We start from the raw sequence: 14,448 nt of genomic DNA, 5'->3' as shown, positions 1-14,448 counted from the left end.
AAAGGTACAAAATGTTTAATAAAAAATAAAAAAAGTTAAACAAAATATAGTATCAGACTATAAGATTTACTTATAGAAGATTAACAGCGCTGTTCTTCTTTCACTAATTTACAACTAGAAATAGCGTTTAGTGCACCAAAAAAAGGTGCGGCAATGTATAACCTCAAGTATTGAAAATTAACCGTGAAAAGGGCAGGAGCTATAGAGCGAATAGGGTTTATAGATGTTTTTGTCATTGGGCGATCAAACATAGCTTCTAATAATGTAACACCGTCCAAAGCTATACCTGACATAGTGCCCATTTCTTTACTACGGGTAGATACATTAATGATTACTATCTTTAAAAAGAAGGTAAGTAGGAACTCTAGAATAGCCACTTTATAGGCTGGAAAATTTTCGGTAGGGGTCGTTTCCCCTAAAAACTGACTCTCACGAAGTAAAAACCACAATATAAAGGCAGCGGGCACAGCACCTATGGCGTGGGCTAGGAGGTATTTAGGTACCTTATTCTAGTTAAATTTTTGGAGATAGCAAAACCAATTGTAACGCCTGGATTAAAATGTGCTCCAGAAATTTCACCAAAGGCATAAATCATTGGCATAACTATTAGTCCCCAAGTAGCCGCAACTGCAACGTGAATTATACTTCCTCGGGTTATTTCATTTATGGTCATGACACCACATACGCAAAACACCATGACGAAAGTTTAAATTGTTTCAGAAATAAACCGTTTCGTCATATTGTTTATACAAATATACTTAGTCTTATTTTAAGCTTTTGTTAACAATAAAGGTTTTTATAATTACTAAATTTATTGACTTGAAAACTAATCTTAAATAATTATAAAATGAAAAAATTACTATTATGTTTATTTGCATTTACTTTAATCAATTCCTTAAATGCTCAGGTTGATACCCCTGCACCAAGTCCCTTTTCTAAATTGGAGCAAAAAGTTGGTTTAACCGATGTTACACTTGAATATTCTAGACCTGGGGTTAAAGAGCGAAAAGTATTTGGAAGCCTTGTTCCTTTTGGTAAAATATGGAGAACGGGAGCTAATGCCAGAACAAAAATCACATTTAGCACTGACGCAACTATTGATGGACAGACTTTAAAAGCCGGTTCTTACTCTATTTTTACTATTCCAAATACAGATACGTGGGAAGTAATTTTTTACAATGACGGTAAGGAGTTTGGAACACCAAAGGAGTTAGAAGATGCACATGTGGCAGCAAGAACAACTGTAAAAGCATACGCAATGGAATACAGTGTAGAGTCTTTTACTATGGATATTAGTAATTTAAAAAACAGTAGTGCTACTATCGCTATTTTATGGGATAAAACTTATTTAGCTGTTCCGTTTACAGTTCCTACAGATGAAGCTGTATTAGCAAGTATAAACAATGTTATGAGCGGTCCAGGTGTGAATGACTATTTTCAGTCTGCTGTTTATTATTTACAGGAAGGAAAGGATATTAGTAAAGCAAAAGCGTGGATTGATAAGGCTGTAGAAATGACAAAAGATAACCCTCGTTTTTGGGTTTTAAGACAGCAGTCGGTAATTCATGCGAAGGCAGGAAGCAAAGATACGGCTATAGCTGCAGCAAAAGCATCACTTATGCATGCTGAAAAGGCTGGAAATGATGATTACGTAAAAATGAATACGGATTCTCTTAAAGAGTGGGGAGCTATGTAATTTTTAACTTCATAATAAAGTAGAAAAAAAGCGCAACTTTAAAAGTTGCGCTTTTTTTAGTCATTGTCATCCAATATAAAAATCTCTTCTAAGGGTTTTTTAAAAAGTTGAGCAATTTTTAGCGACAATACCGTGGAGGGTACATACTTGTTTTTTTCCATAGCATTTATGGTTTGCCTGCTTACTCCAATTTTTACGGCAAGATCTGCTTGAGTCATGTTATGTATAGCACGCTGCACTTTTATATTATTCTTCATGACTTCTAGATTTATGTTTTAAGAAATTGAAACGAAAAATAAAGAATAGGAGCGGAGTAAACATGTTAAATACTAAAATATCAAAAAATGATAACCCAAAAACGAATAATATTGCTAAAACCAAAATTCCGTAATTCACGACAATAGCCCAAATAAGCGAATCACTTCTTAATTTAGAAATAAATTCATCTTCGATTTTTTCCCTTGAGAAAACTACCAAAAATCCTCCAATAATTATTGCGATAGCAGTTAATTCGTCGATAATGCTATTCTCTATAATTTTGAAGAAGCCTTTTGAACTAGTAAAAATAGCCTCATCGTTATAAACGGCGAGTACTTTGGTTGTTAGAAAGTTTGACTCGTAATCGGTAAGAAGTATAAAAATACCTGCAGTTAGACCAATTCCTAGGATTATCCAACCCAAGGTATTATACTTATGAGGTAATAAATAAGTTGTTTTCATAACTGTTCGATTTAAAATTGATTTTATAAAAGTAAAATAAACTTTACATAATGACAAATAAAAATTACTTAAAGTCATAAAAACATGTCTTATTATGACTTAATATTTTAAATCTATTAGCGAACGAACAAGGTCTAAAGTTTTGATGAGCTGTTCGCTAAACTTAAAGGTCATGACATCACTTTCGGTTTTATTATTTCTTAGGAGGTCGTTAAAATGAAGAATCTCATAGTTGTAGCCATTCGTGTTATAGCCAAAATTTAAGGTTTCCAGATTGCTGTTATCGGGCATCAAAGTTACAGTAGTAGGTGCATGAAATCCACCATTAATTTTGATTATACCTTTTTCGCAATAAAAGATGGCTTCACCCGGAGTATCTTTAATAAGACTGCTCTTTAAAATGGCTTTAGTGGAGTTTTTATATTCAAAAACCATATCACATGAGGAGTCAGCTCCATTTTTAAAGTAAGTAGCTGTTGCGTTAATGTTTTGTGGATTTCCCATAGTGCTTAAAGCACAAAAGATTGGATAGATACCTATGTCTAGCAAGCTTCCACCACCAAGTGATTTATTAAATAGTCTTGATGAATTATCAAATGCTCTAAAAAATCCAAAATCCGTTTCAAGTTTTAATACTTTACCATAAATCTTATCTTTTAAAGCTTTTAAAACATATTCATAATGTGGCAAAAAGTAAGTCCAAAGTGCTTCCATTAAAAGTACATTTTTGGCTTTTGCCTGTTCAATCATTTCATTTACTTCGTTAATGTCCATTGCGAACGGCTTTTCACAAAGTACTGCAAGTCCGTTCTCTAGGCAAAGCAAGGTGTTTTCTTGATGAAGCACATGAGGAGTTGCTATATATACAGCATCAATATTGGGGTCTTTAGCTAATGATTCATAGCTGTCGTAGGCTTTTATAGCATTGTATTTAGAAGCAAAATCATTTGCCTTTTGTTGCGAACGTGATGCAACAGCATAAAGTTTACTGTCATTTAAAGTCACTAAATCTTCTGCAAATTTATGAGCAATATTTCCTAGACCAATAATGCCCCATTTAATGACTTTCTTTGAAGTCGGTTTTGACATGATTTCTATTAAAAAGTTGAATTAAGATAGCAATTAATATAACTAATATACATCCAAACAAATTTAGCCATAAATAAGGCATCCAATCATTCCACCAGCCATAGACTACAACAACCTGGGTGATTAGAGCAGCAGTAAAAACAGCATTTGCTTTAATAAATTTAAAGAAAAATGCTAAAAGAAATATTCCTAATACATTACCATAAAAGATAGAGCCAATAATATTAACAAGTTGTATTAAGTTCTCGGCGAGGTTAGCAAAACATGCAATAATAATTGCGATGATTCCCCAAACTAGTGTGAATATTTTAGTTGCATTTACCATGTGTTTTTCGTCTTTATCTTCCTTTAGATTTCTACCGTATAAATCTATAGACGTTATGGTAGCAAGCGCATTTATTTCTGAAGCAGTTGAAGACATAGCAGCCGATAATATCACAGCAAGCAACAAGCCAATGAGTCCTTTGGGAAGGTTTTTGAGAATAAATGTGATAAACATATAATCTCTATCATTAGTTTGTGTGTCTTTAGCCGATTCTTGATATAAGGTTACTAATTCGGCTTCTTTTTGCTTATAAGTATCACTATTTTTATCGCCACTAAGTTGGCGTAGTTCTTCATTTAGCCTATCATAATTATTCGCATATGAAGAGTCAATGGCTCTTTTAATTAAATATTTAGATTCCGAGCGGTGTGTTTTTTCAATACTATCGAGTACAAATAAATCTTGTCTTAATTTATCATCATCCTTTTTAGAAAGTTCAATACTTAAGGTTTTCTTTTCATTAAAAAGCGCATTCTGTTTTTCTTGAAGATTCTGGTATTGTTGAGAATATTCCGAAGCTAGAACTTTTTCTGTCGAAGAATCTATAAAGTTTAATGGTGCTGGGTTAAATTGATAAAATACAAACACCATAATACCCACTAGTAATATGAAGAATTGCATAGGAACTTTTAATAGACCGTTAAATATAAGTCCCATTTGCATTTCTTTCATGGATCGAGCCGAGAGGTATCGCTGTACTTGACTTTGGTCTGTGCCAAAATATGCTAAGGCGAGAAAGGTACCACCTATTAAACCTGACCATACGGTGTATCTATTTTCTAAATCGAAAGAAAAATCTAAAACCTCCATTCTCCCATTAGCTCCAGCAATATCCAAGGCTTTTGTAAATGAAACGTCGTCTGGAATAAGATTTAGAATAATAAAAAGAGCGGCAAGCATGCCTGCAAATATGACAAACATTTGCTGTTTTTGTGTAACGGTAACGGCTTTTGTTCCCCCAGAAACAGTGTAAATAATAACTAAAATACCAATAACAATATTGAGGTAGGTGATGTTCCATCCCAGAACAACCGACAAAATTATCGCAGGTGCAAATATGGTTATTCCCGCAGCTAAACCCCGCTGTATTAAAAATAGGATGGCTGTAAGACTCCTTGTTTTTAAGTCGAATCTATTTTCTAAAAATTCATATGCCGTATATACTTTCAGTCGATGGTATAATGGAATAAAAACAAGACATATTATAACCATGGCAATAGGAAGGCCAAAGTAAAATTGTACAAAACCCATGCCGTCTGAAAAAGCTTGCCCCGTAGTTGATAAAAATGTTATCGCACTTGCTTGGGTAGCCATTACAGATAATCCAATAGTCCACCACTTTGTTGTGTTGCCGCCTTTTACATAGTCCTGTACACTTTTACTGCCTCTTGTTTTCCATGTGCCATAACCAACAATAGTAAGTAAAGTAACGAGTAAAACAATCCAATCAATCCAATCTAGTGTCTGCATAGTTTAAAACCATTTCATAATTAAATAAAAAACTAAAATGTAAATGGCATTAGCTATTAAAACAATGGAATATAGTTTAAGCCAAGGTTGTTTAGGTTGTTGGTTGTCTGTCATAATTAGTCGTTTATTTTGGCTTCAGCTTTAAATTCATCTTTTCCAAGGGAGAGCATATTAGCAAACAACCGGTATGCACCGGAAACTCCGGCAGGAAATTCTCGAAAAAAGCTTAGACCAGTATAGATATAGTGGCCTTTTCCATATTCTGCAATTAGTAAACTTCCATCTTTTGGAGTATCGTCTTTATCATTCATAGATAAAATAGGAGTAAAAGCATCATCCCATTGATTAGGAAAATACAGTCCTCTTTCTTGAGTCCAACCTTCAAAATCTTTTTGGGTAATTTTGTTTGGGAAATTTAAAACAGGATGTCCAGGGTTTAAAAAACGAACTTCGGCATTTTCTTCTGTAACTCGATCTCTCGACAGTTTTAATTCAAAAGGAGCCAAATCATTTACTTTAACTCGATGACTTGTATTGTATTGCACAATTATGTTGCCTCCTTGGGCAACAAAATCAAATAATTCTTTTTGTTTAAATTTTAAGTCTTCAACCGTATTATAAGCTCTTATTCCAACTACAACAGCATCGAATCTACTTAAAGTTTCAGCATCAATTTCATCTGGTTTTAGAACACGAACATTATAACCAATTTGTTCAAGACTTTCTGGAACAACATCACCTGCACCTTGTATATAGGCTATGTTTTCTCCCTTCTTCTTTATATCTAGACGGACAATTTTACTTTCACTTGGAAGTAAAACCGTTTGAAATGGGATGTGCTCATAGGCTATTTCAATAAGCTCATCGGTATAATCTTTATCATTAATATGAACTATGGGACCAATTATGCCTTCACTTTGGTTTTCCGGAGGAATAATTGTAAATATAAGTGCCTGTTCTTCTCCTTTATTTGCAATATTTACTTTTTGCTGTTTAGGATAAATGTTCCAGTCATCGGGGTGGTAAACTTCAACAGCTCCTTCTAAATTATCTCGTCCTGCTTTAACCATCACGGTGATGTCACGTTGAGAATCATTGTCTAATATGATCACTTTTTCAGTGATTTTGGCGGACACCTCAGGTATAATCTCAAAAGGACGATATAATTCACCCTTATCTGGTTTAGAATAGCGCTGAACAATTGGTTTGGTTATGGTTATGGGAACGTTGTCTATTAGTAAATTAAAGTCTAAGTTAAAGGTTCTTGGCGTCTCAGGTAAACCAATTAGCGCTTCGTTTTCTACCTTATACATACCTAAAGAGCCTTTGTTTGTAAGCCAATAGGGTGTGGTTGGTTTAGCAGAGCTAGGAATTTTTATAACTTCTTTGAACGGGTATTTAATGTTATTTTTTAAAACTATTTCCTTCGAAATATTTAAATCTTCATGGTTGTTTAAACTTACAAGGGTGGTAGGAGTTTCACTTCTATTAAGTGCTTCTATATTTAGATTTATGGTTTCGTTTGGAGTAGCCCAATTTGTCTCGGCAGAAACTTCTAAATAAAGACCAGCACACATTTCAATGATTGAAATAAGCTCTTTAGTCTTCTGAGTTTTCCAATGCTTACTTTCAATATTCTGTAATAATTTGTATGCTTTTAGAAGCTGAGGTACATGTACTGAGGGATTTTTAAAATTGAAATCACCTTCAATCTTCTCAAGAATTTCACCAATGGCCTGTCCCCCTCTAATTCTATTCCAGGAGGTATCAATTCCTGAAAAAATTTGCGTACCCTCGTTTAAAGGCTCTCCTTTTAAAAATTCTATATATTCTTGTTGAGAACCGCGCTGCGCCAAACGACCAAACCCTTGGCATAAATGCTGGCTACTTGCTAATGAAGCCAACTCGTTATTGGATAAGCCTTTTAATGGATAGTAGGTCCCTATGTCTAAACTTCTCATATTACTTTTATCGGCTTTTTCAAAGTTTTCCCGACTCCCATAAAACCACCATCCTGTATTAAAAAAAATGCGTTTTGGTTGCCAGAGACCATATTTCTCTATTTGATTTGTATAGGCTTCGTTACTATTTGATAAATCAAAAGCTTCAAGGCTTAACATAGCTGAACTGGTATGGTGACCATGAGTTCGCCCAGGAGTTCTGTGGTCGAATCTATTAATTATTATATCTGGTTGAAATTTTCTAATAGCCAAGACAACATCGCTTAGTACTTGGTCTTTATTCCAAATTTCCAGAGTTTCTTCAGGGTGTTTAGAAAAGCCAAAGTCGTTGGCTCTAGTAAAAATTTGCTCGCCACCATCAATACGTCGTGCCGCTAGCAACTCTTGGGTTCTAATTACACCTAATAATTCTCTTAATTCTGGACCAATGAGGTTTTGTCCACCATCACCACGCGTCAAAGACAGGTAAGCTGTTCTTGCCTTTACTTTATTGGACATGTAGGCAATTAATCGTGTGTTCTCATCATCTGGATGGGCCGCAACATATAATACTGAACCTAAAAAATTAAGTTTTTGGATAGATTCATATATTTCTGTTGAAGAGGGTGTTTTTGGTTTTTGAGCTTGAATTGAAAGAGTAAATACTAATATAATTAAGTAAAATAGTTGTCTTTTCATTATAACTTTAGTTAGCTAAAAATCAAATATAAAAAAGAAACCAGCACTTCGGCTGGTTTTAATTTTTATTTAACGCTTCTTAAAATGATTATCAAATTTGTTTCATGTCTTTTTGTTTTGGCTCAGAATCTGGTTCGGGAGGAATAATCATTCGTGGTTTTTGATTAAAGAATAATTGTTGAATAGAATCCATCCTTTTCATCATTTGTTCAATTTCTTTATCATTATTTATAAAGCCGTTATGGAAGAAATTATCAGAATGAAATTGTCCTGATGTTGAATCTCTTTCAAAAAAATCATCGAAAAAGGAGTCGTTAAAAAAGGAATGATTGTTAAAGTGCTTTTGAAATTGACTTTTAATGCGATCACTTAATTTTCCATTTGAAGAATAACTGTATGAATAAATAGAGTCATACCGCTTTAAATTCCCAAATTCGCCATATTCTTTATTAACAGTAATATTCTCGTCTGGTTCATTTTCTTTCTCCTTAGTTTCTTGCTTGTTTTGTCCTGAACAATTAAAAAATAAAAGACAAAACAAAGGAAGTAGTTTCAATGTTTTCATCACTAAATATTTTTGAATTACACATACGTTTCGGTAAGAGAAAATTCAAAAAATATACCAAAGAATGGCTAGAATTATTTTGAAATAATGAAATGTCAAATTGACAGAATCACAACCATTTCTTCTTTTTGAAATAATAGAGCATCCCAAGAAAGATAAAAATCATAACACCCCAAATGGCAAAATAACCATATTTGTATTTTATTTCTGGTATGTATTCGAAGTTCATACCGTAAATACCAGCAATGAATGTAAGCGGAATAAAAATTGAAGCCATTATGGTGAGAACTTTCATAACTTCATTCATTCTATTGCTAATCGAAGTCATATACATGTCCATTAAACTCCAAATCATCTCGCGATAGATATCAATGTTTTCTGAAACCTGAATTAAATGATCGTAAATATCACGATAATAGGTGAGCGTTTTTTTATCTATGAGTTGATTGTCATTTTTTTCAATGCGACTTATTACCTCTCTAAGTGGAAATATTGCCCTGCGAACTCTTAATATTTCACGTTTTAAATCTTGAATTTTTTTACTAGTGTCATCATTTACATCTCCAGAAAAAATAGCCGTTTCAAAATCTTCAATTTTATCTCCTAAGATTTCAATTACACTAAAATAGTGGTCAACAATGGCATCGATTAGAACATACAGCAGGTAATCTGATTTCATTTGACGCACGCGACCTTTACCTTGTCTTATTCTGGTTCGTACTGAATCAAAAACATCGCCTTCAGCTTCTTGGAATGAAATCACATAGTTCTCTCCTAATATAAAACTTACTTGCTCCGATACTATATTTTGGTTACCGTCGTAATAGAGCATTTTAAGAACCACAAAAAGGTAGTTTTGGTATTCGTCAATTTTAGGACGTTGGGCAATATTTACAATATCTTCTAAAACTAAGGGGTGCAATTCATAGTGCTTTCCTAAAGCCTCAATGTCTGACACATGATTAAGCCCATTTAAGTTAATCCAGGTAATAGAATCGGTTAGTTTAAACTCGAAACTTTCCTGAATGGACTGTAATACTTTTTCGTAACAGTGATGCATACTGTAGTCGAAAGTTTCAATGGAAAGTTTTTCTTTAGAACGTTCTCCGGTATATACAATACTTCCAGGAGCTTGTCCTAATTTCTTTTTAGACCTATAAACTCGTTTTCTAGTCATTCTGTTATATTACCTAAATATAGGTATTATTTAAACAGCTTCGCCATCATCCTCTTTAACATCGTCAATGGCATCCTTTTCAAGTAAGGTTACAGCTTTTTGTAGCATAAGATTATTCGGATAAGTAACTAAATCGCCATTGTCTAACCTTAAATGCAGTTGAAATGCTCGTATATCCTCTATTATGGCCTCTAATGGGAAATCTTTGTCATGAATACTTATTTTGTCTCCCACTTTATATGGGAAGTTAAAGAACATGATTATTCCAGAGGTCACGTTACTTAATATTGACCAAATTGCAAAAAGAGCAATCCCCAGAATTGCAAATATGGATGAAAAAATTAAAGCAAGATCCTTAAATTCTGCACCAAAAATAAAGGCTTCAATAAGCAAGACTATTAAAAAAAGAGTTACTGTGATATATCGTCGCATGAGCCTAATTCTAGCCTCGTTTATGCCGTTTTTTTTGGCAATTTTGGTAATAGTAAAATGTGTAATAAACCTAATTATCAATATTGAAAAAATTACAATTCCAGATACAATTAGTTCATTTTGAAAGTTGCTTAAAAACATAACTCAGTTCATTAAGTTTATTGCAAAGATACGTTCAAAATGAAAACAATATTAATCTAATTGAAGGGTTTCTCTAAGAACTTCATCTTTATTTTTGTTTTTTTGCCAGTAAGGCGATCTGATAGTATTTATTTTAGTGCCTTTCGTTGCAAGTATTTTGGCATTGGAGCCAAAACCACTTTTAAATGTTTCTTCCCAGTTTAAAATATCATAAGGGAAATTTTTGTTGAAAGTAATAGATAATGTTCTATCTAATTTAGGGTAATTAACAGTGTAAATATTGCCCTTTATTTGTGCATTAGCATCGTATGCTTTGAATGGTACATGTCTTAGCCTTAAATACTCAAAAGAAGGAATCATTTTTAAATTTCCTAATGGCAGGGATTTAGGATCTAAACGGAGTTGCGTCCATAATTCATTTTCTAGAACAGATTTTTTTAAAGTAATATTTTTATCGGCTTCTCCGTCAAAATAGGAATGTGAAGAAATTTCAAAATCTTCTCTATTGTTAAGTTGTGCGTAGACATGACCGCACCACTCCTGCATGGAACTGGAAACTTTTAAAGCATGACTGTTATTTGAAACTGGATAGAATGTACTTTGCATAATGGAATAGGGATACATACCAGTATTGAACTTTTTTGTGGCGTTGTGTTTTAAAATAGGGACATTACTTTTATTCCAATTATCCGCTTTTACTTGAACGTTGGGTAAAAAATCTTCAGTAACATAAATTAAAACCGCTTTGCCTTCTCGAATTTCGCCATAGCGGGCTTGCTCTAATTTATATGAAGATATTTCGGCTTCTCCGTTGTACCAATAGTCCTTGAATTCTTTGGATAGATTTTCCTTATTGGACGTTTTTTTTGCTACGATAGGTTCGCTTGAATGTATAGCAAATAATTCAATCTCTTTTTCTTGTTTGCAAGCGGTTGTCACTATAATAATTCCAGCAATACCCATAAAGATTAATTTGGTATTTATAATTTTTTTCATAACAAGTATTTTGCGATAAAGTTACAAACCTAAATGCCTTCTGCAATGCTGTTTAACGTTTTGTAAACAAGATGTACGGGGAAGCCCATAACATTAAAATATGAGCCTTCAATTTTTGTAACACCTATTTGTCCAATCCAATCTTGAATACCATAGGCGCCTGCTTTGTCAAAAGGCTTAAAGTTTTTAATATAGTACCTAATTTCGTCATCTAACAAAGACTTAAACGTAACTTTTGTTATACTATGAAGTGTTTTTTCGAAGTCGGTTGTTGTAAAGCAAACCGATGTGATGACCTCATGAGTCGCATTGCTTAATGATTTTAAAATATTAAAAGCATCATCTTCACTTGTGGGCTTGCCAACTGCTTTATTGTTATGCCAAACAATGGTATCACTAGTAATTAATATATCATTAGGCTTTAATTCTTCTTTAAAAGAAAAAGCTTTTAGTTGCGCTAAATAATTACTTATTTCAAAGTGCACTAATTTGGGAGGATAATCTTCCTTTAATGGTTTTAGCCTTACTTCAAAATTTAAGCCTAAATTTTTTAACAAATCTTGCCTTCTAGGAGAACCTGAAGCTAAAATAATGTGATAATTCTTAAGGTTTTCGTTTAGCATTAATTAAGTATAATATACTTGTATAAAAGTAACGAGAGCATTCCAAATAACATAATCCATTTATACAAATTCTTAATTAATCCAACTTCTTTATTTGAGTCAGCATTAAAAATTTTAACACTTGTAAATATAAGTGGTGCTATAATAAAGATTAAAAAATAAATTACTAAGCTTAATTGGGTATATAGACTATTTATAACGTATACAATAATACCGACCAAAATAACAATATTTAAAAAAGCTAAAATATATTTAGTGCGCTCACGTCCTAAAACTAAAGGTATGGTTTTCATGCCTGCTTTAAAATCGCCATTTATATCCTCAATATCTTTTGTAATTTCTCTTAATAGATTAAGTAAAAATGCAAATAAAGCATAGTCTAATATTACATTGAAGAAAGTCAATTGCGTTTCTCTGTTTAATGAAGTTAAAGATGGTATTAAATCAAATATTCCAACAAATATTAAGCTTAAAGCAACAAGTGCTGAAACTACTAAATTACCTATTAAAAATGTGCGTTTTAAATAGGTGGCATAAACGTAAAGTAGTATTGAAACAATTACGAACAAAGAAAAAAAAGCGCTTTTGTTCACTAAATGTGATAAGTAAAACCCAACACCTACACCAACTATATTGAACATGATAAAATAGTAGTAAGCACTTTTTTCTGAAATACTTTTACCAACAATTATGCTGTTTGGTTTATTAATAGTGTCGGTTTCTATGTCATTTAAATCATTAATTATATTTCCCGCTGCTGCAATACACAGAGTCGCCAAAATTAGCAATGAAATACCCAAAATATCTAAGCTAGTACTCACCCCAAATGGCTCTAGTAAAGCGTACTTTAGAAGTAATTGCGATAAGGCAATCATTAATAAGTTTTTCCAACGAATGAGGTTTAGGAAATTCAAATAATTATTGTTTTTTCAGAATTTTAGATTGCCAAGGCAGAAGTTCAAACAGCTGATTAGATTTATCAATATTTGACTTAACTAATGTGTAATTTTCTGTTTTTATGGAAGTCTCCCATAATAATTTGTTATCACTAAAATTATGAATGATTAAAAATTCTGTTGATTCGTCCCAGCGTCTATAGGCGTATGTATATTGATTTAAAAGGTCAATACACTCGTAATCACCGTAAACTAGAACAGGGTTTTCTTTCCTAAATTGTATCATTCTTTTATAGTATGATAAGATAGAACCTTCATAATTCAATTGATTCTCAACATTTATTTTAGTGTAATTAGGATTCATTTTTATCCAGGGTTTGCCCGAAGTGAAAGAAGCATTAGAACCTGAGTCCCAATGCATGGGTGTTCTTGCATTATCACGACTTTGCATATGAATGTTCTTCATAACATCATCCATATTTTTACCTTGCTTTTTACCTTCATTATAAGCGTTCAAGGTTTCAATATCGTTATAGTCTTCAATTGAACTGAAAGCTACATTTGTCATTCCAATTTCTTCTCCTTGATAAATGTAAACGGTGCCTCTTAAAGATAGGAGCAATGTTGCTAATAATTTGGCAGATTCGGTACGATAAATGGAATCATTTCCAAATCGGGAAACTATTCTTGAAAAATCATGATTACCTAAAAATATACTTCCCCATCCCTTGTTTTTTAGTTTTTTGTCCCATTGATTAAAGATATTCTTAAACTTCATTAAATCTATTGGAATAGTATCATATTTTCCACCTGGCCCTGCATCAATAAACATGTGGTCAAAATGAAAAATCATGTTTAACTCATTTTCAGATGCGTCAACATATTGCAAGCCATTTTCTAAATTAATTCCTGGTCCTTCACCAACAGTCATAATATCATATTTGCTTAAAACGGTCGCATTCATTTCCTTTAAATACTTGTGTATTTTTGGGCCATTGGCATAATATTTATTTATGACTTCTACATAATTGTCGGTGTCTGCATCTGGGAAGTCAAGTTGCTTCGATATAAGCGAAATAACATCCATTCTAAACCCGTCGACACCTTTTTCAAACCAAAACTTTATAATATCATAAATTTCTTGACGCACTTTTGGGTTTTCCCAATTTAAATCAGGTTGTTTTTTAGAGAAAAAATGCATGTAATACTCGTCAGTATTTGAATTATACTGCCAAACACTACCGCCAAAGAAAGCTTTCCAATTGTTGGGTGGATTACCGTTCTTTCCTGATTTCCAGATGTAATAATCATGATACGGATTCTCTTTAGACTTGCGAGCTTCTTGGAACCAGTAATGTTCATCGGACGTGTGATTTGCAACTAAATCCATAACTAATTTCAAACCTCGTTTATGGATTTCCATTAAAAGCGTATCGAATTCGGTCATGGTTCCAAATTCTTTCATGATGGCTCTATAATTACTTATGTCGTAACCATTATCATCATTAGGAGACTCATAAACTGGACAAAGCCAAATAACATCAATGCCTAACGATTTAATATAATCAAGCTTATTTATAATACCATTAATATCACCAATTCCATCACCATTACTGTCGTTGAATGAGCGCGGATATATTTGGTAAACAACACTTTCTTTCCACCAAGTTTTCTGCATT

The 14,448-nt window shown here is 32.9% G+C and carries 13 protein-coding genes and 1 pseudogene; 1 reads left to right on the top strand and 13 read right to left on the bottom strand.

Going from position 1 to position 14,448, the window contains the following annotated elements; translation table 11 throughout:
• Nucleotides 1-80: 80 nt before the first annotated feature.
• A pseudogene (locus tag FEF17_RS01570) lies at nucleotides 81-673 on the bottom strand (MIP/aquaporin family protein).
• 174 nt (nucleotides 674-847) lie between these two features.
• Here FEF17_RS01570 and FEF17_RS01565 point away from each other — a divergent pair.
• On the top strand, nucleotides 848-1,696 hold the full coding sequence (locus tag FEF17_RS01565) for a DUF2911 domain-containing protein (RefSeq protein ID WP_139000604.1): 849 nt from the start codon (nucleotides 848-850) through the stop codon (nucleotides 1,694-1,696).
• Nucleotides 1,697-1,752: 56 nt separating this feature from the next.
• Here FEF17_RS01565 and FEF17_RS01560 read toward each other — a convergent pair whose 3' ends face one another.
• The 12 genes from FEF17_RS01560 to FEF17_RS01505 all read right to left on the bottom strand — a co-directional run bounded on the left by FEF17_RS01560 (nucleotide 1,753) and on the right by FEF17_RS01505 (nucleotide 14,447).
• Nucleotides 1,753-1,953 (bottom strand): helix-turn-helix transcriptional regulator, encoded by a 201-nt coding sequence (locus FEF17_RS01560; RefSeq protein ID WP_139000603.1) that lies wholly within the window; start codon nucleotides 1,951-1,953, stop codon nucleotides 1,753-1,755.
• Nucleotides 1,943-2,416: a hypothetical protein gene (locus tag FEF17_RS01555; RefSeq protein WP_211342461.1), complete on the bottom strand. Its 474-nt coding sequence runs from the start codon at nucleotides 2,414-2,416 to the stop codon at nucleotides 1,943-1,945. The genes FEF17_RS01560 and FEF17_RS01555 overlap by 11 nt, the downstream gene beginning before the upstream one ends.
• A 99-nt stretch (nucleotides 2,417-2,515) precedes the next feature.
• Nucleotides 2,516-3,505 (bottom strand): Gfo/Idh/MocA family protein, encoded by a 990-nt coding sequence (locus FEF17_RS01550; RefSeq protein ID WP_139000602.1) that lies wholly within the window; start codon nucleotides 3,503-3,505, stop codon nucleotides 2,516-2,518.
• On the bottom strand, nucleotides 3,474-5,300 hold the full coding sequence (locus tag FEF17_RS01545) for a sodium:solute symporter family protein (RefSeq protein WP_139000601.1): 1,827 nt from the start codon (nucleotides 5,298-5,300) through the stop codon (nucleotides 3,474-3,476). Before FEF17_RS01545 ends, FEF17_RS01550 begins: the two co-directional genes overlap by 32 nt.
• A gap of 116 nt (nucleotides 5,301-5,416) precedes the next feature.
• Nucleotides 5,417-7,939, bottom strand: coding sequence for a PIG-L family deacetylase (locus tag FEF17_RS01540; RefSeq protein ID WP_139000600.1), 2,523 nt, complete (start codon nucleotides 7,937-7,939; stop codon nucleotides 5,417-5,419).
• A 91-nt stretch (nucleotides 7,940-8,030) separates the two neighbouring features.
• Nucleotides 8,031-8,504, bottom strand: a complete 474-nt coding sequence (locus tag FEF17_RS01535) for a hypothetical protein (RefSeq protein ID WP_139000599.1) — start codon at nucleotides 8,502-8,504, stop codon at nucleotides 8,031-8,033.
• 109 nt (nucleotides 8,505-8,613) lie between these two features.
• A complete protein-coding gene (gene corA / locus FEF17_RS01530) occupies nucleotides 8,614-9,681 on the bottom strand; it encodes a magnesium/cobalt transporter CorA (protein WP_139000598.1) in 1,068 nt (355 codons plus the stop codon).
• Between the two features lie 30 nt (nucleotides 9,682-9,711).
• Nucleotides 9,712-10,254: a mechanosensitive ion channel domain-containing protein gene (locus FEF17_RS01525; protein WP_139000597.1), complete on the bottom strand. Its 543-nt coding sequence runs from the start codon at nucleotides 10,252-10,254 to the stop codon at nucleotides 9,712-9,714.
• Nucleotides 10,255-10,305: 51 nt separating this feature from the next.
• On the bottom strand, nucleotides 10,306-11,250 hold the full coding sequence (locus tag FEF17_RS01520; protein WP_139000596.1) for a septum formation inhibitor Maf: 945 nt from the start codon (nucleotides 11,248-11,250) through the stop codon (nucleotides 10,306-10,308).
• Nucleotides 11,251-11,279: 29 nt separating this feature from the next.
• Nucleotides 11,280-11,873, bottom strand: coding sequence for a Maf-like protein (locus FEF17_RS01515; protein WP_139000595.1), 594 nt, complete (start codon nucleotides 11,871-11,873; stop codon nucleotides 11,280-11,282).
• A complete protein-coding gene (locus FEF17_RS01510; RefSeq protein ID WP_139000594.1) occupies nucleotides 11,873-12,787 on the bottom strand; it encodes a geranylgeranylglycerol-phosphate geranylgeranyltransferase in 915 nt (304 codons plus the stop codon). Before FEF17_RS01510 ends, FEF17_RS01515 begins: the two co-directional genes overlap by 1 nt.
• Before the next feature lie 4 nt (nucleotides 12,788-12,791).
• Nucleotides 12,792-14,447, bottom strand: a complete 1,656-nt coding sequence (locus tag FEF17_RS01505) for an alpha-glucosidase (protein ID WP_139000593.1) — start codon at nucleotides 14,445-14,447, stop codon at nucleotides 12,792-12,794.
• Nucleotide 14,448: the final 1 nt, after the last annotated feature.

The sequence above is a fragment of the Hyunsoonleella aestuarii genome, assembly GCF_006148925.1.
GTDB lineage: Bacteria > Bacteroidota > Bacteroidia > Flavobacteriales > Flavobacteriaceae > Algibacter_D > Algibacter_D aestuarii.
The sequence above is the reverse complement of the archived record's forward strand: the minus strand, read 5'-3'. Positions and strand labels throughout refer to the sequence as shown.

Coding starts and splice junctions, on each gene's coding strand:
- FEF17_RS01565 (WP_139000604.1), top strand. CDS start 848: ATGAAAAAATTACTATTATGTTTATTTGCATTTACTTTAATCAATTCC.
- FEF17_RS01560 (WP_139000603.1), bottom strand. CDS start 1,953: ATGAAGAATAATATAAAAGTGCAGCGTGCTATACATAACATGACTCAA.
- FEF17_RS01555 (WP_211342461.1), bottom strand. CDS start 2,416: ATGAAAACAACTTATTTATTACCTCATAAGTATAATACCTTGGGTTGG.
- FEF17_RS01550 (WP_139000602.1), bottom strand. CDS start 3,505: ATGTCAAAACCGACTTCAAAGAAAGTCATTAAATGGGGCATTATTGGT.
- FEF17_RS01545 (WP_139000601.1), bottom strand. CDS start 5,300: ATGCAGACACTAGATTGGATTGATTGGATTGTTTTACTCGTTACTTTA.
- FEF17_RS01540 (WP_139000600.1), bottom strand. CDS start 7,939: ATGAAAAGACAACTATTTTACTTAATTATATTAGTATTTACTCTTTCA.
- FEF17_RS01535 (WP_139000599.1), bottom strand. CDS start 8,504: ATGAAAACATTGAAACTACTTCCTTTGTTTTGTCTTTTATTTTTTAAT.
- corA (WP_139000598.1), bottom strand. CDS start 9,681: ATGACTAGAAAACGAGTTTATAGGTCTAAAAAGAAATTAGGACAAGCT.
- FEF17_RS01525 (WP_139000597.1), bottom strand. CDS start 10,254: ATGTTTTTAAGCAACTTTCAAAATGAACTAATTGTATCTGGAATTGTA.
- FEF17_RS01520 (WP_139000596.1), bottom strand. CDS start 11,250: ATGAAAAAAATTATAAATACCAAATTAATCTTTATGGGTATTGCTGGA.
- FEF17_RS01515 (WP_139000595.1), bottom strand. CDS start 11,873: ATGCTAAACGAAAACCTTAAGAATTATCACATTATTTTAGCTTCAGGT.
- FEF17_RS01505 (WP_139000593.1), bottom strand. CDS start 14,447: ATGCAGAAAACTTGGTGGAAAGAAAGTGTTGTTTACCAAATATATCCG.